This is a genomic window from Pseudoalteromonas sp. NCIMB 1079 (assembly GCF_040567695.1).
GTDB classification, from domain to species: Bacteria; Pseudomonadota; Gammaproteobacteria; order Enterobacterales; family Alteromonadaceae; genus Pseudoalteromonas; species Pseudoalteromonas distincta.
In genome coordinates this window covers 43003-65750 of sequence record NZ_JBEWZA010000001.1, presented here as the reverse complement: position 1 = coordinate 65750, position 22748 = coordinate 43003, and the positions used below count along the sequence as shown (strand labels likewise).

Below are 22748 nucleotides of genomic sequence, written 5' to 3'. Positions count from 1 at the left end.
CCAAGTTGATATAACCAAAAGTTATAACAGGTGGGCTTTTTAGGCCTAAGAGCTAGTTAACAAGGGATTGCGCGGAGTTACAAGTAAAATAACCAGCTTATAGTGTTTGGTTATGAGCTATAGCGAGTTTGGTTTAATTTGTTAATATGGAGGCATATCAAATTTTGTACTTATACCAATTGCATTAAATTAGTGATCTATTATAGCGACGAGAAAATAGCTCAATAACAAGGCTAAAATTATGATACATAGTTGTTCTATATAAATAGTTTTTAACGTAGTTAGTGCGTTATTTAATACACTAAAATGATCATGTTTTTAATAAAATTGGTATTACATAAGCAACGGAGCTCTAATGACACAACACCAAAAAGATGCTGCACTAGCAGTCGCACTGATGGATTTAACAAGCTTAAACACCAGCGATACCACCAAAAGCATTCAAGCACTTGTTGATAGTATAAATCCTACCTTAGGTACGCCTGCCGCAGTATGTGTTTATAGCGATTTTGTTGATGATGCAAAAATAGCAATCGCAGCGCGTGAGCTTAACCACGTAAAAGTCGCAACAGTTACTAACTTTCCAACGGGTGATGCTCCACTGAGTGATGTAATTAACGAAACACTTATTGCTATAGAGCGCGGCGCAGACGAAATTGATTTGGTTATTCCTTATAAAAAGTTAATAGCGGGCGATGCTCAAACTGTAGTTAACTATGTAAGCGAAAGTAAAAAAGCATGTGGGTCGCGCGCCCAGCTAAAAGTAATAATAGAAAGCGGCGAGCTAAAAACTGACGCGCTTATTACTCAAGCCACGGAGCTTGCAATTGAAGGCGGTGCTGATTTTGTAAAAACAAGTACGGGTAAAGTGGCTGTAAATGCCACGCTTGAATCAACAAAAATTATGCTAACAGCCATTAAAAACTCAAACAAACGTGTGGGCTTTAAAGCGGCCGGCGGTGTTAAAACTGTTGCCGATGCTAGTGATTATTTAGCACTAGCACGCGCAATAATGGGTGATGATTATTTGCAAGCAAATACATTTAGGTTTGGTGCTTCAAGCTTGCTAAGTGACGTTTATAAAACCATAGGGAAATAATCAATATCTTTGGATTGTAGGTTTATCTAACCGATTAAATTTTTAGCAGTTTAAACAATAATGTAATTAATTAATTAGATTTTCCAATGTGGGTATCTTTTAGGCTTGTGTTAATGAACTGCGTAAGTATAATAGGCATCCACTTTGCAGGGGCGTAGTTCCAATTGGTAGAACAGCGGTCTCCAAAACCGATGGTTGGGAGTTCGAATCTCTCCGCCCCTGCCAGTTTTACTTGATATTTGAGTAGTCTGAGATTAAAAACCGGTTTAAATTAAGTCTGTTTTTAAGTTTAGATTTTAATGGATTAACCCTGCCGTAGTGTAGGGTTGTTGTGTCTGTAGTTAAGGTAATAATATTATGAGCACGAATGTAGAAACACCATCAAGTGCGATGGAGTCAGTAAAGTGGTTAGTAGCAATCGCGCTACTTGCAGGCGCAGTTGTTGGTAATCACATGTATGCAGATCAATCTGTATTACTACGTGCTATTGGCGTTGTTGTTGCAATAGCGGCCGGATTAGCAATTGCCTCGCAAACATTTAAGGGACGTAACTTTCTTGCTTTCGCTAAAGAAGCTCGAATTGAAGTACGCAAAGTTATTTGGCCAACGCGCCAAGAAACTACCCACACGACATTAATTGTAATGGTTGCAACAGTGATTATGGCACTTATCCTTTGGGGATTAGATGGCATTTTATTCCGCGCTGTAGGCTTTTTAACTGGATTGGAGATCTGATCCCATGTCGGATGAGAACGAGAACAAAGAAATTAAGTTACGTTGGTATGTAGTACAGGCCTTTTCTGGTTACGAAAAGCGTGTAGCTCAAACGTTAATTGAACATATTAAAATCGAAGGTCTAGAATCGAGCTTTGGTGAGATATTAGTACCAACTGAAGAAGTTGTTGAGATGCGCGCTGGCCAAAAGCGTAAATCTGAGCGTAAATTCTTCCCAGGTTATGTATTAGTACAAATGGATATGAATGACGCAAGCTGGCACTTAGTGAACAGCACAGAACGCGTTATGGGCTTTATTGGTGGTACGTCTGATCGTCCTGCTCCTATCAGCCCTAAAGAAGCTGAGCGCATTCTTAATCGCCTACAAGAAAATGCTGAAGCACCTAAACCTGCTACATTATTTGAACCAGGTGAAGTTGTACGCGTTACAGATGGTCCATTTGCAGATTTCAGTGGTGTAGTTGAAGAAGTTGACTACGAAAAGAGCCGCGTAAAAGTATCTGTACTTATTTTTGGTCGTTCTACGCCAGTTGAGCTTGAATTCGGTCAAGTTGAGCAAGATAAGTAATTGATTAAAAAAGCTTCGCTAATTTTTATTTAAATTTTGGCATGAAGCTTGAAAAAGGCCGCTGATTAACTTATAATCAGCGGCCTTTTTGTATTAAGGTAAAATTTATTTTTTACTGTGCAAAAAGTACGAAACCAATTTTTAAACTGGGAAGCCGTTAGAGTACGCGTCCTCGCGCGCACAAGGCTGAGACCCACCAAATGAGGTATTTATAATGGCTAAAAAAGTTGAAGCTCTAATCAAGCTACAAGTTGCCGCTGGTATGGCTAATCCTAGTCCTCCAGTAGGTCCTGCACTAGGTCAACACGGTGTAAACATCATGGAATTCTGTAAAGCGTTTAACGCACGTACAGAGTCTATCGAAAAAGGCGCTCCAGTTCCTGTAGTGATCTCTGTTTACGGTGACCGTTCATTTACGTTCGACATGAAAACGCCACCTGCTGCTTACTTACTTAAGAAAGCTGCTGGTATCAAGTCAGGCTCAGGCCGTCCTAACACTGATAAAGTAGGCACAATAACTCGTGCTCAACTTGAAGAAATTGTTGAGACAAAACGAACTGACCTTACAGCTGCCGATATGGACGCAGCGGTTCGCACTATCGCAGGTTCTGCGCGTGCGATGGGCTTGAACGTAGAGGACTAAGAAATGGCTAAATTAACTAAACGTATGCGTACTATCCGCGAAAAAGTGGAAGTAACTAAAGATTACGAAATCAATGAAGCAGTTGCTCTTTTAAAAGAGTTAGCAACAGCTAAATTCGTAGAAAGTGTTGACGTTGCCGTTAACCTTGGTATCGATGCTCGTAAATCTGATCAAAACGTTCGTGGTGCTACTGTACTACCTAACGGTACTGGTCGTGACGTTCGTGTTGCTGTATTCACACAAGGCGCTAATGCAGAAGCTGCAAAAGAAGCCGGTGCTGAATTAGTAGGTATGGAAGATCTTGCTGAACTAGTTAAAAAAGGCGAGATGAACTTTGACGTTGTTGTTGCATCACCAGACGCTATGCGTGTTGTTGGTCAACTAGGTCAAATCTTAGGCCCACGTGGTCTAATGCCAAACCCTAAAACTGGTACTGTAACGCCTAACGTTGCAGAAGCAGTTAAAAATGCTAAAGCAGGTCAAGTACGTTACCGTAATGACAAAAATGGCATCATCCATACTACTATTGGTAAGGTTGATTTCACTGCAGAGCAGTTACAACAAAACCTTGAAGCTCTAATTGTTGCGCTTAAGAAGGCTAAACCTTCTCAAGCTAAAGGTGTTTACTTGAAGAAAGTAACTATCTCTACAACAATGGGCGCAGGTGTTTCTGTTGACCAAAACACTTTAAGCACTATTGTTGCTTAATTGAGTGTTTACATGGCGTGAAATTTGTACTATAATTTCGCGCCATTTTGTTGATTAATTTATTAATTTGCAAAGTAAAGAATTCGGGTTGAAGTCCATAATTTCGTTAAGCCTTCGGGGTTAACGATAAATTGGGCTTCCGTCCAAGACCGTAGGTGGCTTCGGCCTTAATATTCACCTACGTAGACGGTGTAGACCCCAGATAGATTTTTCCTAATCCTTCTGGCTCTCGCCGTAAAAAGCATCTCTACCTTGTTTGGTAGGGAAGAGTAGAACAGGGGAATCCGATAATCGGTACCCCCATTAAACCAGGAGTAACACCCATGGCTTTAAATCTTCAAGGCAAAAAAGCAATAGTTGCTGAAGTCAACGAAGCAGCCAATGGTGCTCTATCTGCAGTTGTTGCAGATTCTCGTGGTGTAACAGTTGGCGCAATCACTGCCCTTCGTAAAGAAGCTCGTGCAAATGGTGTTTGGATGAAAGTTGTCCGTAACACTTTAGCAAAACGTGCTCTTGAAGGAACAGATTTTGAGTGTCTTTCTGATTCATTTGTTGGTCCAAGCTTAATCGCTTTCTCATCAGAGCACCCAGGTGCTGCTGCGCGTATCTTTTCAGATTTCGCGAAAAAGAATGAGAAATTCGAGCTTAAAACGGCCGCTTTTGAAGGAAATGTTGTTGATGCAGCAATGCTTGCTACATTACCTACATACGATGAAGCTGTTGCACGCTTAATGAGTGCTATGAAAGAAGCGTCTGCTGGCAAATTGTGTAAAACAATTGAAGCAGTACGTGTACAGAAAGAAGAGCAAGCTGCTTAATTTTAAGCTGTTTAATCTCACTTTCGGTGTAAAATTTATTTGGACTTAATGTCCGTTAATTATTAGGAAATTTGTAATGTCTGTATCTAAAGACCAAATCCTTGACGCAATTGCTGAAATGTCAGTAATGGACGTTGTTGCTCTTATCGAAGCAATGGAAGAAAAATTCGGCGTAACTGCTGCAGCTGCAATGGTAGCTGGTCCAGCTGCTGAAGCTGCTGAAGAGAAAACAGAATTTGACGTAATCCTTACTGGCGCTGGCGCTAACAAGGTTTCTGCAATCAAAGCTGTTCGTAGCGCAACTGGCCTTGGCCTTAAAGAAGCGAAAGCTCTTGTTGAAGCTGCTCCTACACCTGTTAAAGAAGGTGTATCTAAAGAAGAAGCTGAAGCACTTGCAAAAGATCTTACTGAAGCTGGTGCTGAAGTTGAGGTTAAGTAATTTAGCTTTTGCTAAGTTCGCTGCCTGAGAAATCAGGCAAGGGCTGGTGATTATTTAATCACCGGCCTTTTTGCGCTATAGAGTGATGCACTCTTTTAGTTCAAATAAAATCTGATTTTTTCTTTACTTTCAACGCTTTATAGTTTGCTAGTGTTAAAGTGGGATCTAATTAGAACAACAGTTAAATGTTGTAAAATCTTGGCATAGCTGCCAGTTAAGTCTGTTCTTACAAGAACAGGTCGGGTCAAAGATCAGCAAGCTGAGGAACCCCATGGCTTACTCTTATTCTGAAAAGAAACGTATCCGTAAGGATTTTGGTAAACGTCCACAAGTTTTGGATATACCTTTTTTACTGTCTACACAGTTAGAATCGTTTAAAAAATTCTTAGTGCCGGACGCTGATGGCGATCATGGTTTGGAAGCTGCCTTCCGTTCTGTGTTCCCTATTAAAAGCTACTCGGGAAATTCTGAGCTGCAATACGTAAGTTACCGTATTGGTGAGCCAGTTTTCGATGTAAAAGAATGTCAAATTCGCGGTGTGACTTATTCTGCTCCACTTCGCGTGAAACTGCGTCTTGTTGTTATGGACAAAGAAGCACCAGGCACAGTTAAAGACATTAAAGAGCAAGAAGTTTACATGGGCGAAATTCCGCTCATGACAGATACCGGTACTTTTGTAATCAATGGTACAGAGCGTGTTATCGTTTCTCAGCTACACCGTAGCCCTGGTGTATTCTTTGATAACGACCGCGGTAAAACCCATTCATCGGGTAAAGTATTATATAACGCACGCGTTATACCTTACCGTGGTTCATGGTTAGACTTCGAATTTGATGCAAAAGATAACTTATATGTACGTATTGACCGCCGTCGTAAATTACCGGCGTCTATCATCCTACGTGCACTAGAGTATTCTAGCGAAGAAATCCTAGATATGTTCTTCGATAACACTACGTTTGAAGTAACGAATGGTAAAGTTCTTATGGAACTTGTACCTTCGCGTTTACGTGGTGAAACTGCCGCTTTTGATATCAAGAGCGAAGACGGTGAAGTATTTGTTGAAAGCGGTCGTCGTGTTACGGCTCGCCACATCAAGAGCATCGAGAAGAAAGGCATTAAGCAATTAGAAGTACCACATGAGTACATCATTGGCCGTATTGTAGCTAAAAACTATGTTGATGAGTCAACTGGTGAAGTTATTGCAAATGCAAATGACGAGCTAACTCTAGAGCTAATGGCTGAATTGGTTAAAGCCGGTCACACTAAAATTGATACGTTATATATCAATGAAGTGGACAGCGGTGCTTACATGTCAAATACATTGAACATTGACTCTTCAAGCAGCCGTTTAGAAGCACTAGTAGAAATTTACCGCATGATGCGCCCAGGCGAGCCACCGACGAAAGACGCGGCTGAAGCCTTATTCCAGAACTTGTTCTTCTCTGAAGAGCGTTATGACTTATCTACTGTAGGTCGTATGAAGTTCAATAGCCGTGTTGGTTACGATACAGACACAGGCCCAGGCACATTAAGCAAAGAAGACATCGTGTCTGTTATGAAAGTATTAATTGCTATTCGTAACGGTCAAGGCGATGTTGATGATATCGATCACTTAGGCAACCGTCGTATACGTAGTGTTGGCGAAATGGCTGAGAACCAATTCCGTGTTGGTCTAGTACGTGTTGAACGTGCTGTACGTGAGCGTTTAAGCTTAGGTGACCTTGACGCGATAATGCCACAAGATCTTATTAACGCTAAGCCTATTTCGGCAGCGGTTAAAGAGTTCTTCGGCTCGTCTCAGTTATCACAGTTTATGGACCAAAATAACCCACTATCAGAAGTTACGCATAAACGTCGTATCTCTGCATTAGGTCCGGGCGGTCTAACTCGTGAACGCGCAGGCTTTGAAGTACGTGACGTTCACGTAACTCACTATGGTCGCGTATGTCCAATCGAGACTCCTGAGGGTCCAAACATCGGTCTAATTAACTCGTTGTCTACGTACGCACGTACAAATGACTACGGTTTCTTAGAAACACCTTACCGCAAAGTGGTAGATGGTGTTGTAACTGATGAAGTTGATTACTTATCAGCCATTGAAGAAGGTCAGTTTGTTATCGCACAGGCGAACTCAAACTTAACTGAAACCAATGAGTTTGTTGATGAACTTATTCCATGTCGTCACAAAGGTGAATCTACCTTTATGGGTCGCATGGACCAGCAGTATATGGATGTATCACCACAACAGGTGATCTCTGTAGCGGCAGCACTTATCCCGTTCCTAGAACACGATGATGCTAACCGTGCATTGATGGGTTCAAACATGCAACGCCAAGCAGTACCAACATTGAAAGCGGATAAACCGTTAGTAGGTACTGGTATTGAGTTAACACTAGCGAAAGACTCTGGTGTAACTATCGTTGCTAAACGTGGTGGTGAAGTAATGTATGCTGACGCAAGTCGCATCGTTGTAAATGTACATGAAGAAGAACGCATCCCAGGTGAAGCGGGCATCGACATCTACAACTTAACCAAATACACACGTTCTAACCAAAATACATGTATTAACCAAAAACCAACTTGTATGGTTGGCGAACCGGTTACTCGTGGTGATGTGTTAGCAGATGGTCCTTCGACTGACTTAGGTGACTTAGCCCTTGGTCAAAACCTTCGCGTGGCATTCATGCCATGGAACGGTTACAACTTCGAAGATTCAATCTTGTTATCAGAGCGCGTAGTTGAAGAAGATCGTCTAACGACTATCCATATTCAAGAACTACAGTGTGTTGCCCGTGATACTAAATTAGGTCCTGAAGAGATCACTGCAGATATCCCGAATGTGGGTGAGTCTGCGCTAGGCAAGCTTGATGAATCAGGCGTTGTATATATTGGTGCTGAAGTTAAAGGCGGCGATATCCTAGTAGGTAAAGTGACTCCTAAAGGCGAGACACAGCTTACACCTGAAGAGAAGCTACTACGTGCTATCTTCGGCGAAAAAGCGTCTGACGTTAAAGACAGCTCTTTACGCGTACCAAACTCTGTAACTGGTACTGTAATTGACGTGCAAGTTTTCACCCGTGATGGTGTTGAAAAAGATAAACGTGCGTTAGAAGTTGAAGATATGCAGCTTCGCGAAGCGAAGAAAGACTTCAACGAAGAGTTCCGTATTCTAGAAGCAGGCGTTTTAGACCGTGCACGTAAGCTACTTATAGCTGCTGGTTTTGATGAAGATAAACTTGCATCTCTTAATGCTGAAAAAGTACTTACGCAAAGCCTTGCTGAAGAAGACAAGCAAGCTGAGCTTGAGCAACTAGCTGCACAGTACGATGAGCTTAAAGCTGAATACGATAAAAAGTTTGAAAACAAACGTCGTAAAATTACCCAAGGTGATGATTTAGCACCAGGCGTACTTAAGATTGTTAAAGTATACCTAGCTGTTAAACGTCGTATCCAACCGGGTGATAAAATGGCGGGTCGTCACGGTAACAAAGGTGTTATCTCGACTATCGTACCAGTAGAAGATATGCCTTACGATGACAAAGGTCGTACGGTAGATATCGTATTGAATCCACTAGGTGTACCATCGCGTATGAACATCGGTCAGATCCTTGAAACACATATGGGTCTTGCTGCACGTGGTATCGGTGAACGTATTGAAGAGATGATGAAAGAACAACGTGAGCTTCATGAGCTACGTGAATTCATCAAGCAAGCTTACGAAATTGGTGAATCTCGCCAAGTTGTAGACATTGCTAGCTTCACTGATGACGAAATTCGTCGTCTAGCTGAAAACTTAAAAGGTGGTTTACCAATAGCTACTCCTGCATTTGATGGCGCGAAAGAAAGCGAAATCAAAGACATGCTTGAGCTTGGTGGATATCCTCGAAGTGGTCAGGTTACACTTTATGATGGCCGTACTGGCGATCAGTTTGAACGTCAAGTAACTGTTGGTTACATGTATATGCTTAAACTTAACCACTTGGTTGACGATAAGATGCACGCACGTTCTACTGGTTCTTACAGCCTTGTTACTCAGCAGCCGCTGGGTGGTAAAGCACAGTTCGGTGGCCAGCGTTTTGGTGAGATGGAAGTATGGGCACTTGAAGCTTACGGTGCTGCTTACACTCTACAAGAAATGCTAACAGTGAAATCGGATGACGTGAACGGTCGTACTAAGATGTATAAAAACATCGTTGATGGTAACCATAAAATGGAACCAGGTATGCCAGAATCGTTCAACGTATTGTTGAAAGAAATCCGCTCACTGGGTATCAACATCGAGTTGGAAGAAAATTAAGCCAATTAGATGCTGCAGTTAACGCTGCAGCATCTGTTACGGCTGAATAGAATGTAGGGACGAGACTATCCGTCCTCAAGATTAACTCCGACAGGAGAGCTAAGGTGAAAGACTTACTTAAGTTTCTGAAGCAACAAAATAAGACCGAAGAATTCGATGCAATTCGCATTGGTCTTGCTTCACCAGACATGGTTCGTTCATGGTCATACGGTGAAGTAAAGAAACCTGAGACTATTAACTACCGTACTTTCAAGCCTGAGCGCGACGGCTTATTCTGTGCCCGTATTTTCGGCCCAGTGAAAGATTATGAGTGTTTATGTGGTAAATATAAACGCCTTAAACACCGTGGTGTGATCTGTGAAAAGTGTGGCGTTGAAGTAACACTCACTAAAGTGCGACGCGATCGTATGGGTCATATCGACCTTGCGAGCCCAGTTGCACATATATGGTTTTTAAAATCATTACCGTCACGTATTGGCTTAATGCTAGATATGACGCTTCGTGATATTGAACGTGTTCTTTACTTCGAATCATTCGTAGTAACTGAGCCTGGTATGACAACGCTTGAGCGTGGTCAACTATTAGGTGAAGAAGAATACTTAGATTCACTAGAAGAGCACGGTGATGAATTTGAAGCGAAGATGGGTGCTGAAGCAGTTTTAGACTTGCTTCGTGAACTCGATCTTGCTCAATTAATTGCTGAGATGCGTGAAGAGTTACCAACAATTAACTCTGAAACTAAGCGTAAAAAAATCACTAAACGTCTTAAGTTAATGGAATCGTTCCACCAATCAGGCAATAACCCTGAGTGGATGATCATGACAGTACTTCCAGTATTGCCACCAGATCTACGCCCATTAGTACCATTAGACGGTGGTCGTTTTGCGACATCTGATCTAAATGACCTTTACCGTCGTGTTATTAACCGTAATAACCGTCTTAAGCGTCTACTAGATTTAGCAGCACCAGACATTATTGTACGCAACGAAAAACGTATGTTACAAGAAGCGGTAGATGCGCTACTTGATAACGGTCGTCGTGGTCGTGCAATTACAGGTTCTAACAAACGTCCTCTTAAATCTCTTGCTGATATGATCAAGGGTAAGCAAGGTCGTTTCCGTCAGAATCTACTTGGTAAGCGTGTAGATTATTCAGGCCGTTCTGTTATCACAGTAGGTCCTACACTTAAGCTTCACCAATGTGGTCTTCCTAAGAAGATGGCACTTGAGCTATTCAAACCATTTATCTATGGTAAATTAGAGCGTCGCGGCATGGCTACGACAATCAAAGCAGCTAAGAAGATGGTTGAACGTGAAGTTCCGGAAGTATGGGATGTACTTGACGAAGTAATTCGTGAACATCCAGTATTACTTAACCGTGCACCAACACTTCACCGTTTGGGTATCCAAGCGTTTGAGCCTGTGCTTATCGAAGGTAAAGCGATCCATTTGCATCCATTAGTATGTGCGGCGTACAACGCCGATTTCGATGGTGACCAAATGGCGGTACACGTACCGTTAACAATCGAAGCGCAGCTTGAAGCTCGTGCATTGATGATGTCAACAAACAACATTCTATCTCCTGCGAATGGTGAGCCAATCATCGTTCCTTCACAGGATGTTGTATTGGGTCTTTATTACATGACTCGTGACCGCATTAACGCTAAAGGCGAAGGCGCGATATTTAAAGATCCAAAAGAAGCAGAAAAAGCATACCGCAGTGGCAATGCTGACCTTCACGCAATCGTGAAAGTACGTATTAGCCAATCAGTTAAAAACGAAGACGGCATAGTAGAAGACACTGTTACTGTAATCGATACAACTGTTGGTCGTGCAATTCTATCTTTAATTTTACCTAAAGGTATGCCGTTTGAGTCAATCAACCAAGCATTAGGTAAAAAGCAGATTTCTAGCTTATTGAATGAATGTTACCGTCGTCTAGGTCTTAAAGACACTGTTGTTTTTGCTGACCAAGTTATGTACACCGGTTTCCATTATGCAATGAAATCAGGTGTTTCTATCGGTATTGATGACTTAGTTATCCCACCGGTTAAAGCACAGATCATTGAATCAGCTGAAGCTGAAGTTACTGAAATCAACCAACAATTCCAATCAGGTCTTGTAACGGCTGGTGAAAAGTACAATAAAGTTATCGATATCTGGTCACGTGTAAACGAAAACTTGTCACGTGAGATGATGGCTAACTTGTCAAAAGATACAGTTATCAATGCAAAAGGTGAAGAAGTAGAGCAACCGTCATTTAACTCAGTGTTTATGATGGCCGACTCAGGTGCTCGTGGTAGTGCTGCACAGATTCGTCAGTTGGCGGGTATGCGTGGTCTAATGGCACGTCCAGATGGTTCAATCATCGAGACGCCAATCACAGCTAACTTCCGTGAAGGTCTAAACGTACTTCAGTACTTCATCTCAACGCATGGTGCGCGTAAAGGTCTTGCCGATACTGCACTTAAAACAGCTAACTCGGGTTACCTAACGCGTCGTCTAGTAGACGTAGCACAAGATTTGGTAATCAACGAAGATGATTGTGGCACAGAAGATGGCTTAACAATGAAACCGCTTATTGAAGGTGGTGATGTTGTAGAAGCACTTCGTGAACGTGTTCTTGGTCGTGTTGTTGCTGAAGATATTGTAATTCCAGGTACTAATACTGTACTTGTTGAGCGTAATATCATGCTTGACGAAAAACTGTGTGACCTTTTAGAAGAGCACTCAGTGGATGAAGTTCGCGTACGTTCTGTTATCACATGTGATAACGACTTTGGTGTATGTGCTAAGTGTTATGGTCGTGACCTTGCACGTGGTCATATCATCAACGCGGGTGAATCAGTAGGTGTTATCGCGGCGCAGTCAATCGGTGAGCCGGGTACACAGCTTACGATGCGTACATTCCACATCGGTGGTGCGGCATCAAGAGCGTCAGCTGAAAATAATGTACAAGTTAAAACTAACGGTACATTAAAACTTCATAACGCTAAATATGTATTAAATACAGATGGTAAGATTGTTATTACCTCACGTTCTACTGAGATCACTATCATTGATAGCTATGGTCGTGAAAAAGAACGTTATAAAGTACCTTACGGTGCGGTATTAACAGTGCAAGACAATGCTGAAGTTCAAGGTAACGACATCGTTGCTACTTGGGACCCGCATAGTCACCCAATCGTTCTTGAGCATAAGTCAAAAGTATCGTTTAGCGACATCGATGACTCAAATACTGAAGCACAGACTGATGAACTAACAGGTTTAACCCGTGTAGTTGTTAAAGATCTTGCTAAAGTAAATACTAAAGAACCTAAGCTTATCATTGAAAGTGAAGAGCGCGGTCTGCAAGAAACACGTCTTCCTTCATTCACTACGATTGAAGTTATTGACGGCGTTACAGCAAACCCTGGTGACGTGTTAGCACGTATACCACAAGAAGGTTCGAAAACTCGTGATATCACGGGTGGTCTACCACGCGTAGCCGACTTATTTGAAGCGCGTAAACCTAAAGAGCCAGCTATCTTAGCTGAGATCACAGGTACTATTAGCTTCGGTAAAGAGACTAAAGGTAAGAAACGTTTAGTTATTACTCCAGCTGAAGGTGATCATTACGAAGAAATGATTCCTAAGTGGCGTCAACTTAACGTGTTTGAAGGTGAGCAAGTGTCTAAAGGTGAAGTTATCGCCGATGGTCCTGAATCGCCGCATGACATCTTACGCCTACGTGGTGTGACTCATGTTGCTAACTACATCGTTAACGAAGTGCAAGAGGTTTACCGTTTGCAAGGCGTTAAGATCAATGACAAGCACATTGAAACAATTATCCGTCAGATGATTCGTAAATGTACCATTATACACGGCGGTGATACTGACTTCTTAGCCGGTGAACAAATCGAAGTGGCGCGCGTTAATATCGCAAACCGTGACCTTGAAAAACAAGGTAAGATACCAGCTAAGTTTGAAATCCAGTTAATGGGTATCACAAAAGCATCACTAGCAACAGAATCTTTCATCTCTGCAGCGTCTTTCCAAGAGACAACACGTGTTCTTACAGATGCGGCAGTGAATGGTAAGAGCGATGAGCTTCGCGGTCTTAAAGAAAACGTAATTGTGGGTCGTTTGATCCCAGCCGGTACCGGTTTTGCGTATCATCAAGAACGTATGGCTCGCCGTAAACAAAGCAAAGTAGTAGTAGAAGAGCAAACAGTAAGTGCAGAAGAGGCGACTCAAGCACTTACAGACGCTCTAAATGCTGATTTGTCTGGAAATCAATAAACTGTTCTTAATCAATAGATTAAGTGATCGTAAGGCAGTTATATGCTGTCTTACGATTAGTTTAGGTTGACAGGTTAAACTTTGCTCATTAAAATTCCGCCACCCATTTACTTGTGTGCTTAATGCAGGCTCGTAAATAAAGGGCGGATTTTTTATTTTTTTCAGTAGTAATTTTAATTTCAGGAGCTATTTAAATGGCAACTATTAACCAGCTAGTGCGTAAGCCACGCCGTAGCAAGGTTACGAAAAGTAACTCAGCTGCACTAAAAGCGTGTCCGCAAAAGCGCGGTGTATGTACTCGCGTATATACAACTACACCTAAGAAACCAAACTCGGCGTTACGTAAAGTAGCACGTGTACGTTTAACTAACGGTTTCGAAGTAACTTCATACATTGGCGGTGAAGGTCATAACCTTCAAGAGCATAGTGTAATCCTAATCCGTGGTGGTCGTGTTAAAGATTTACCAGGTGTGCGTTTTCACACTGTTCGTGGTGCACTTGACTGTGCAGGCGTTAGCGATCGTCGTCAAGCTCGTTCTAAATACGGTGCAAAACGCCCTAAAGGCTAATTGTTTTCCGTTAGTAAGGCCAAGCACTAAATATTTATAATTATTGTTTTGGGTGATTGACTCGAAAGAGCAAACCTGAATAAACCGGAGATACAAAATGCCTAGAAGACGCGTAATCGGTCAACGTAAAATTCTTCCAGATCCTAAGTTCGGATCGGAACTTCTTGCTAAATTCGTTAACATCGTGATGTTAGACGGCAAGAAATCTACTGCTGAAAAAATTGTTTATGGTGCGCTAGACGTGGCTGCTGAGAAATCAGGCAAGTCGCACCTAGAAATCTTTGAAACTGCACTTGATAACATCCGCCCACAGGTAGAAGTTAAATCTCGCCGTGTTGGTGGTTCAACTTATCAAGTACCAGTTGAAGTACGTCCAGTTCGTCGTAACGCATTAGGTATGCGTTGGTTAGTAGACGCTGCACGTAAGCGTGGCGAAAAATCTATGGGCTTACGTTTAGCTCAAGAAATCGTTGACGCTTCTGATAATAAAGGCACTGCGGTTAAGAAACGTGAAGACGTTCACCGTATGGCTGAAGCGAATAAAGCATTCGCTCATTACCGTTGGTAATCTGTCTTTAACCTTTAAGAGGATCATATGGCACGTACAACTCCACTTGAGCGCTATCGTAATATAGGTATTGTTGCTCACGTAGATGCAGGCAAAACCACCACAACAGAACGTGTTCTGTTCTACACAGGTCTTTCTCATAAGATCGGTGAAGTACATGATGGCGCTGCAACTATGGATTGGATGGAGCAGGAACAAGAGCGTGGTATCACAATCACTTCTGCTGCAACAACGTGTTTTTGGAAAGGGATGGACGCTCAATTTGACGCCCATCGTATCAATATTATTGATACTCCAGGACACGTAGATTTCACTATCGAAGTAGAGCGTTCTTTACGCGTACTAGATGGTGCGGTAGTTGTTCTTTGTGCTTCATCTGGTGTACAGCCGCAAACTGAGACAGTTTGGCGTCAAGCGAACAAATACGAAGTTCCGAGAATGATCTTCGTAAATAAAATGGATCGCACGGGCGCAGACTTCTTAGCAGTGGTCAGCCAGGTGAAATCTCGTCTTGGAGCAACGCCTGTTCCAATTCAGTTGCCTGTAGGCGCTGAGGACGACTTTAAAGGTGTTATTGACCTTATAAAAATGAAAGTGATTAACTGGAACGAAGCGGACCAGGGTATGACTTTCTCTTATGAGGCAATACCGGCAGAACTTCTGGAATTAGCTGAAGAATGGCGCGCTCATTTAGTTGAAAGCGCTGCTGAAGCAACAGAAGAACTAATGGATAAATACTTAGAAGGTGAAGAGTTAAGTGAAGCAGAAATTAAAAATGCTTTACGCCAACGAACATTAGCAAATGAGATTGTTCCAGTTACTTGTGGTAGCGCATTTAAAAACAAAGGCGTTCAAGCTGTGCTTGATGGCGTTGTTGAATATATGCCGTCACCAGAGCAAGTGAAACAAATCCAAGGTATCTTAGAAAATGGTACTGAGGAAGAACGTCCAGCTAATGATAAAGCGCCGTTTGCTGCACTCGCATTTAAGATTGCAACAGACCCGTTCGTTGGAACCTTGACCTTTTTCCGTGTTTACTCTGGTACTGTTAAACAGGGTGACACGGTATATAATCCAGTAAAAAGTAAGCGTGAGCGACTTGGCCGTATCGTACAGATGCATTCAAACTCTCGTGAAGAGATCAAAGAAGTTTTCGCAGGCGACATCGCGGCAGCTATTGGTCTTAAAGACGTAACAACAGGTGAAACACTGTGTGATCCGAATTCTATTATTACGCTTGAGCGTATGGAATTCCCAGAACCAGTAATCTCTATTGCGGTTGAGCCCCGCACTATAGCTGACCAAGATAAGATGGGTATCGCACTAGGTAAACTAGCTGCTGAAGATCCTTCTTTTCGCGTACAAACTGACGAAGAATCAGGCCAGGTTATAATCTCTGGCATGGGTGAACTTCACCTAGATATCATCGTCGACCGTATGAAACGTGAATTCAGTGTTGAATGTAACGTTGGTAAGCCGCAGGTCTCATACCGAGAAGCTATTCGTTCAACTGTTAAGGTTGAAGGGAAGTTTATACGTCAGTCAGGTGGTCGTGGCCAATATGGACACGTTTGGATTAAACTTGAACCGATGGATATTACGGATGATGAGTCACCAATTTACGAGTTCGTTAACGAAACCGTAGGTGGTTCAGTTCCTAAAGAATTCGTTCCTGCGGTAGACAAAGGTATCCAAGAGCAAATGTCTCAAGGTGTACTGGCAGGCTACCCATTACTTGGCGTTAAAGCGACTTTATATGATGGTTCATTCCATGATGTAGATTCGAATGAAATGGCATTTAAAATAGCAGGTTCACTGGCAATGAAAAACGGGGCGCTTGAAGCTAACCCTGTACTTTTAGAGCCAGTAATGAAGGTTGAAGTACTCACTCCTGATTCAAATATGGGTGATGTAGTTGGCGACTTAAACCGTCGCCGCGGCATAATCGAAGGCATGGAAGATGCATTAGGTGGACTTAAGCAAATTAATGCGCAAGTTCCTCTTTCTGAAATGTTTGGTTATGCAACTGCTTTACGATCTGCAACACAGGGCCGTGCCTCATACTCTATGGAGTTTGTGAAGTACGCTGAAGCCTCTAAAAATGTCGCAGATACAATAATTTCAGCTCGCGCTGTTATATAATTTTAGCTTGTCTGGCTCAATAGTGAGTCAGGCTTTAATTTCTTTATTAGGAATTTTTTAAGATGGCAAAAGAAAAGTTTGAACGCGTAAAACCGCACGTAAACGTTGGTACAATCGGCCACGTTGACCACGGTAAAACTACACTAACTGCAGCAATCACTAACGTACTTGCAAAAGTATACGGCGGTGTTGCTAAAGATTTCGCATCAATCGATAACGCTCCAGAAGAGCGCGAACGTGGTATCACTATTTCAACGTCTCACGTTGAATACGATACACCTACACGTCACTACGCACACGTAGATTGTCCTGGTCACGCCGATTATGTTAAAAACATGATCACTGGTGCTGCTCAAATGGACGGCGCGATCTTAGTAGTTGCTGCGACAGATGGCCCTATGCCACAAACGCGTGAGCACATCCTTCTTTCTCGTCAGGTTGGCGTTCCTTACATCATCGTATTCATGAACAAATGTGACATGGTTGATGACGAAGAGCTACTTGAACTAGTAGAAATGGAAGTTCGTGAACTTCTTTCTGAATACGATTTCCCAGGTGATGACTTACCTCTAATCGCTGGTTCTGCGCTTAAAGCGTTAGAAGGCGAGAAAGAGTGGGAAGATAAGATTGTTGAGCTTGCAAACGCACTTGATTCTTACATCCCAGAGCCAGAGCGTGACATCGATAAGCCATTCATCATGCCTATCGAAGACGTTTTCTCAATCCAGGGTCGTGGTACTGTTGTAACTGGTCGTGTTGAAGCTGGTATCATCCGCATCAATGACGAAGTAGAAATTGTTGGTATCAATGATACAACTCGTTCTACTTGTACTGGTGTTGAAATGTTCCGTAAGCTTCTTGACGAAGGTCGTGCTGGCGAAAACATCGGCGCACTTCTACGTGGTACTAAGCGTGAAGACGTTGAACGTGGTCAAGTACTAGCTAAGCCTGGTTCAATCAACCCACATACTACATTCACTTCAGAAGTATACGTACTTTCTAAAGATGAAGGTGGTCGTCATACTCCATTCTTCAAAGGTTACCGTCCACAGTTCTACTTCCGTACAACTGACGTAACTGGTGACGTACAGTTACCAGAAGGCGTAGAAATGGTAATGCCTGGTGATAACATCAAGATGACAGTAACTCTAATCGCACCAATCGCGATGGATGAAGGTCTTCGTTTTGCTATCCGTGAAGGTGGTCGTACTGTAGGTGCTGGTGTTGTAGCAACTATCGTAGCGTAATTATTAGCCTAGCTAATTATTACCAAAAAGCCCGAGCTTAGTCTCGGGCTTTTTAATGTCTAAAATAAAGTACGATTTAAGATGCCGCTTTAACCTTAGGTGAAGATACTTGGTAACAATACTCAAAGTATCATTAGTGGTATTACTAAAAACCCGAGCTAAGCTCGGGTTTTTTAATGTCTAAAATAAAGTGCCATATGAAGGTGGTGCTCTTACTTCAGGTGTAGGTGCGTTTTAGTAACGTTCAAAGCGTAATTATTAGCCTAGCTAATTATTACCAAAAAGCCTGAGCTTCGTCTCGGGCTTTTTAATGTCTAAAATAAAGTACGATTTAAGATGCCGCTTTAACTTTAGGTGAAGATACTTGGTAACAATACTCAAAGTATTATTAGTGATATTACTAAAAACCCGAGCTAAGCTCGGGTTTTGATAAGTTATGAATGTGTCATACTTAGCTGAAAACTATTCAATATTTTGAATTTGCTCGTGTAATCCACATATACCGGTAACAAATGCGCTGCTAACAAAACTAGTCCGCCTTGCGCGTGGCCATCAATCTCAGGTAAAGGCAACCAATACAGGTTTGGCCATTGCTCGGGGTGCTGCCATTTCTCTACGATCACTTGTACGCCAATGCTATTCAGCCATTGGTGAATCGGGCAGCCAGGGTGTGCTTGTTTAACGCGCGGTAACTGATAGGTCAGCCAGCGGGTTAAGCGTTCGGCGGCATTCTCGCATTGGCTTAATGCTGGGTAGAGGGTAAATGCGTCATGCCCAACGAGTAAATCGACCACCTGTTGTATCCACTCTCTATCCCAATCGTTGCCTCTAGCCCATAACACGTCACTTATCACCTTTTGGTTCTTCATGCCGTCTATTTTTAGTGGTCGGGTGCAGACTCGGTGGTGAAATAGATGAAAGAAATGGCCATCAAACTAACCAGTCAAAACGGTTTTTCCTGATGGCCTGTGTGCGGCTAACTCTTTGATATACATAGTCCAATACGGCACTGTTTGGCGGCATTTGGCTAATGCAAAAAAATCGAGACGCCAAACGATCGTTTGTATTCTGGGTTTAAAAAATCAAACGGTTTGTACTTGGGATTCGAGGTTGGTTTAGGGCGAAAAAAGTGCTAAACCTTGCTTTGAGCCAGTATTGGCAAGGCCTAGCAGCGTTGGATTTCAATCGAGAAGCCAAACAGTAAATGGGCTAATTTCCCTGTTTGGCGTTTCGATCCAAAAGCCAAACGGATAGTGGTTTTGGCGTATGGGGGTAAAGGCATGGGGAAGTGTTTAATGAAGTGCTGCTGTTTATTTTGGCTTGGTATTTGATGAAGGGACGTTTTCTAACTTCAGTGAAGGTTGTTTGTCACTGTTACCCGCAAAGTATTCAAGGGCGTACCCCATTGCCTTGTAGCTTTTCTCGCGTTTTTTAAACATGCGTTGCAGCATTGGGAGGGCGCAGTCTACATAGTCGTGAATGGTCACTTGTGTTTTTCCTTCCGATTCACGATGAATACGACCGGCATATTGGGCCAACGTGCCTTTCCATGCGATTGGCATGGCCAAAAACAACGTATCCAGTCTTGGCAGGTCAAATCCTTCACCTACATATTTTCCCGTTGCGACGACAACTTGAGCCGATTGCAGATGATTGTCAGCGTTCTTGCGTTCGGCAGCTTTCATGGCGCCTTTGAGTACGACAGTGCTTATACCCATCTCGGTAAGTTGTGAGTGTATGTACTCTGCGTGCTCTCTACGCTCTGTAAGGACTAACGGGTGTCCGCCATTTTGAACACACTGAGAGGCGTCCGAGACGATTTTTGAAGTGCGCTGTTCGTTATCGACGAGCCAGCGGTAGGCATCGCTTATTTTTGGGCGCTCATCTGTTTTTATTAGCTCAGCTGGCGGTATATCGTAGTGCTGATGAATAATCACGGTTTGAGTAAATTGCTCATTAGAGCTTTGCTTCACTTTGTAGCGAATAGGCCCTGCCGCCATAAAAATGATCTTTTGGTGGCCATCTTGTCGCTCAGGTGTTGCTGTTAGGCCCAATACATATTTTGCTCTTACCTCATTGAGTACCATTTCAAACCTTGGTGCGGATAAGTGATGGCATTCATCAACAATAATGTGGCCGTAGTCTTGGATGAAATCTGCGATGGAATTGTCTTTTTTATTGACCAAACTTTGGTAGGTAGCAATATCTATAATGCCACTCGGCTTTCTTTTACCTCCTCCTATACTGCCAATGTTTACTTCGGGTAGGAACGTGCGTAAGCGCTCTTGCCACTGTTCGAGCAGCTGTCGGCTATGAACCAGTATTAGGGTGTTTACTTTACGCCTTACGATCATGCCAATGGCTGTAACCGTTTTTCCAAATGCGGTTGGCGCATGCAAAATTCCGAAGTCGTGTTTAGTTATTGCGGCGACCGCGTCACGCTGGTTCTTTCGCAAAGTAAACTCGGGGGTAAGTTTTAATAATGGTTTGCCGATTTCACGCTTATCGTCAAACAGTGGCGAAATGTTTTGCTCTTGTAGCAAAGCAATCGCGTCATCGAGACAGCCTCGCGGTAGTGCTAGATAACCGTTTTCAATACGAGCACAGGAAATAAACCTCGGAATGCCATGGGTTGAAAAGCGCAACGCTTGTGTTTTAAAAAACACAGGATTAGAAAAACTAGCTAATCGCTTTAGTCCGGCCAGTAGTGGCCCAGGTAACTCGCTCATCAAAAAGTAGATATGGTTGGCCAAGGTAATGGTCACGTTTTTCGGCAAAGACTCTAATTTTATTGGTGCGGCTTTGGCTGTGATTTCCCAAGGAGGGCGGTTGTCTGTTAGCCCTTGTTCGGACAGTAATAGGGTGTTGGGTGAAATAGTTGTTATGAGTTGGTCAATACTCGACTGAGTGAGCGTTTTAAGCTCAGCAAGGTACCGCCATTGATCATCAATGGCATTCAGGTCACTGTCAACAAAGCAACTACGACCTGAAAGGCGAGCCTCCTTTTGAAGTGGTAACGCAATGAGATTGCCAAACCCGCCTTCAGGAAGTACATCTTGGTTAGGAAAGAGCCTGTCATAGGAGTCAAACGATAGATTTGGAAATATTTCCATGGCTTTATCAAGCAAAGCGAAACCCAGTGCCCGAGCCTGGTTCGCTGGGATATTGGTTTCAAAAAATATCCATAAGTGAGCCCCGTTGCCAGAACGCGAGATTTCTATCGCGTGCGGAATATCAAACGCTTGGCACGCTTTAGACATTGCTTTGACTTCTTCTTGCCAACAGCCTTTGTCAAAATCGGCTGCCAACAAATAGCACGAATTATCTTTAAGTAGTGGATACAGACCAACCACTTGATGACCGGCAAGGTGCCTGTAAATAATGTGCTCGTTTAATTCGCTAAACTTTCGGTGTGAACAGTCTTGGCATTTAATGCGGGGTTTGTTGCATAGCCCGCTTACCCACTCATTATCACAGGCTACGGAATAGCCACTGCGCCCCTGTTGATTTTGCCAACGATTGGCAAAGATATCCTCTCTTCCACGAAATCGTTGTCTGAATAAGGCGACCTTTTGTTCTGGCGTGAATGTCTGTACTGAACGCTCGATTTGAGCGCTACGCAAAGCCTCTCTTAATGCGAGAAGCTGCTGCTTTTCGTTTTCAAGCTCAGCTAGCCTGTTATCAATAGCAGAAATGTTTGGGTAGCGAGCGTCATTCATAACAAACTAATTTTGATTCGCAGCACTATAAAGCGCGAACTTGCGGTGGCTTGATCAGCGACTCTGCTGGAATACCTAACCCTTCATGAAGTTTCCAAATCATTTTTAGCGTGAGTGATCGCTTATGGTTTAGGATTTCATAAACACGATTGCTTTTACCTATCATGGGTTCAAGATCTTTAACGGTTAAGCCTTTGCGCTCCATCTCAAACTTTATTGCCTCAACAGGGTCTGGCAAATCCATTGGAAAATGCTTTGCTTCGTAGGCCTCGACTAACGTAACCAAAATGTCCAGCTTTTCGCCTTCAATGGTATCTGGCTCCGCTATCATTAGGTTTTCGATGTCGTTTAATGCCGCGCGGTAGTCGGCATCTGTTTTAATAGGTCTGATGTCCATTATATTTACCTCTTGTTACTACCTTTTGGCTTCAAATCGTTTGTACATCAATTTTATCGTATTGCGCATGGCTGCCGATAAACCGTATGTAAACCACTTTGTAGGCATAATTGATCCAAACAACTAACCGGTATTTATTACCGGCAATGTTAAACACGACACGCCCATCTTTGAGGATGCTGGCATTTCTAAAGTCCTGTTTCACATCCGCCGGTGCTCCCCAATCAGCGTTTAATGCATGCCTATACCACGCTAACGTTGGCTCTTTAGCGTCAATGTATTCTGAGCTGTCTTCCCAAAATGTTTTTAAGGTTGATAGTGCGATAATTCTCATAAATAGATGTTAGTCCCAATTTGGGACTTTTGCAAGTTTGGTATTCTTGATGCGGTTAGGAGTTGTTACCGCATCCCCAATTGCCCCATTCCTTGGGGCGGTTCAAATCCCTCTTATTCACCTTCTAAAGCCTGTGGTATCAAATGTTGCCCCATTGTCCCAACTGCCCACAGTAAGTGAGCAGT

17 protein-coding genes and 1 tRNA gene are annotated in these 22748 nt (G+C 42.9%); 14 read left to right on the top strand and 4 right to left on the bottom strand.

Annotated features, from left to right (window positions below; translation table 11 throughout):
* The first annotated feature begins 355 nt into the window (after positions 1–355).
* The 14 genes from deoC to tuf all read left to right on the top strand — a co-directional run bounded on the left by deoC (position 356) and on the right by tuf (position 18113).
* Entirely contained in the window at positions 356–1099 is a 744-nt protein-coding gene (deoC, locus tag ABX891_RS00300) for a deoxyribose-phosphate aldolase (RefSeq protein WP_354628693.1), read from the top strand.
* A gap of 148 nt (positions 1100–1247) precedes the next feature.
* Positions 1248–1324 (top strand) — tRNA-Trp (locus tag ABX891_RS00295).
* 132 nt (positions 1325–1456) lie between these two features.
* Positions 1457–1834, top strand: coding sequence for a preprotein translocase subunit SecE (secE, locus tag ABX891_RS00290; protein ID WP_002958877.1), 378 nt, complete (start codon positions 1457–1459; stop codon positions 1832–1834).
* Between the two features lie 4 nt (positions 1835–1838).
* Positions 1839–2402 (top strand): transcription termination/antitermination protein NusG, encoded by a 564-nt coding sequence (nusG, locus tag ABX891_RS00285; protein ID WP_002958878.1) that lies wholly within the window; start codon positions 1839–1841, stop codon positions 2400–2402.
* Between the two features lie 214 nt (positions 2403–2616).
* On the top strand, positions 2617–3045 hold the full coding sequence (gene rplK / locus ABX891_RS00280; RefSeq protein ID WP_024603865.1) for a 50S ribosomal protein L11: 429 nt from the start codon (positions 2617–2619) through the stop codon (positions 3043–3045).
* Between the two features lie 3 nt (positions 3046–3048).
* Positions 3049–3753 (top strand): 50S ribosomal protein L1, encoded by a 705-nt coding sequence (rplA, locus tag ABX891_RS00275; protein WP_002958880.1) that lies wholly within the window; start codon positions 3049–3051, stop codon positions 3751–3753.
* A 323-nt stretch (positions 3754–4076) separates the two neighbouring features.
* Positions 4077–4571, top strand: coding sequence for a 50S ribosomal protein L10 (rplJ, locus tag ABX891_RS00270; protein WP_002958881.1), 495 nt, complete (start codon positions 4077–4079; stop codon positions 4569–4571).
* Between the two features lie 76 nt (positions 4572–4647).
* Positions 4648–5010, top strand: a complete 363-nt coding sequence (gene rplL, locus ABX891_RS00265; RefSeq protein ID WP_002958882.1) for a 50S ribosomal protein L7/L12 — start codon at positions 4648–4650, stop codon at positions 5008–5010.
* Positions 5011–5281: 271 nt separating this feature from the next.
* Positions 5282–9307, top strand: coding sequence for a DNA-directed RNA polymerase subunit beta (gene rpoB, locus ABX891_RS00260; RefSeq protein WP_138488388.1), 4026 nt, complete (start codon positions 5282–5284; stop codon positions 9305–9307).
* Positions 9308–9411: 104 nt separating this feature from the next.
* Positions 9412–13587 carry a DNA-directed RNA polymerase subunit beta' gene (gene rpoC, locus ABX891_RS00255; RefSeq protein WP_165743938.1) on the top strand — a complete coding sequence of 1392 codons (4176 nt, stop codon included), beginning with the start codon at positions 9412–9414 and terminating at the stop codon, positions 13585–13587.
* Between the two features lie 194 nt (positions 13588–13781).
* On the top strand, positions 13782–14156 hold the full coding sequence (rpsL, locus tag ABX891_RS00250; protein ID WP_002958885.1) for a 30S ribosomal protein S12: 375 nt from the start codon (positions 13782–13784) through the stop codon (positions 14154–14156).
* Between the two features lie 97 nt (positions 14157–14253).
* The gene (gene rpsG / locus ABX891_RS00245) at positions 14254–14724 is read left to right on the top strand and encodes a 30S ribosomal protein S7 (protein ID WP_010555004.1); all 471 of its coding nucleotides are present in this window, start codon (positions 14254–14256) and stop codon (positions 14722–14724) included.
* A 27-nt stretch (positions 14725–14751) separates the two neighbouring features.
* Complete coding sequence (gene fusA, locus ABX891_RS00240) at positions 14752–16866, top strand: elongation factor G (protein ID WP_002958887.1); 2115 nt, start codon at positions 14752–14754, stop codon at positions 16864–16866.
* Between the two features lie 62 nt (positions 16867–16928).
* The gene (tuf, locus tag ABX891_RS00235) at positions 16929–18113 is read left to right on the top strand and encodes an elongation factor Tu (protein ID WP_024596766.1); all 1185 of its coding nucleotides are present in this window, start codon (positions 16929–16931) and stop codon (positions 18111–18113) included.
* A gap of 434 nt (positions 18114–18547) precedes the next feature.
* On the opposite strand, the gene ABX891_RS00230 is transcribed toward tuf, so the two are convergent.
* The 4 genes from ABX891_RS00230 to ABX891_RS00215 all read right to left on the bottom strand — a co-directional run bounded on the left by ABX891_RS00230 (position 18548) and on the right by ABX891_RS00215 (position 22563).
* Positions 18548–18982 (bottom strand): hypothetical protein, encoded by a 435-nt coding sequence (locus ABX891_RS00230; RefSeq protein WP_502936037.1) that lies wholly within the window; start codon positions 18980–18982, stop codon positions 18548–18550.
* A 441-nt stretch (positions 18983–19423) separates the two neighbouring features.
* The gene (locus tag ABX891_RS00225) at positions 19424–21832 is read right to left on the bottom strand and encodes a TOTE conflict system archaeo-eukaryotic primase domain-containing protein (RefSeq protein WP_354628692.1); all 2409 of its coding nucleotides are present in this window, start codon (positions 21830–21832) and stop codon (positions 19424–19426) included.
* A 25-nt stretch (positions 21833–21857) separates the two neighbouring features.
* Complete coding sequence (locus tag ABX891_RS00220) at positions 21858–22229, bottom strand: helix-turn-helix domain-containing protein (RefSeq protein WP_354628691.1); 372 nt, start codon at positions 22227–22229, stop codon at positions 21858–21860.
* 31 nt (positions 22230–22260) lie between these two features.
* Entirely contained in the window at positions 22261–22563 is a 303-nt protein-coding gene (locus ABX891_RS00215) for a type II toxin-antitoxin system HigB family toxin (protein ID WP_024603720.1), read from the bottom strand.
* Between the last annotated feature and the right edge of the window lie 185 nt (positions 22564–22748).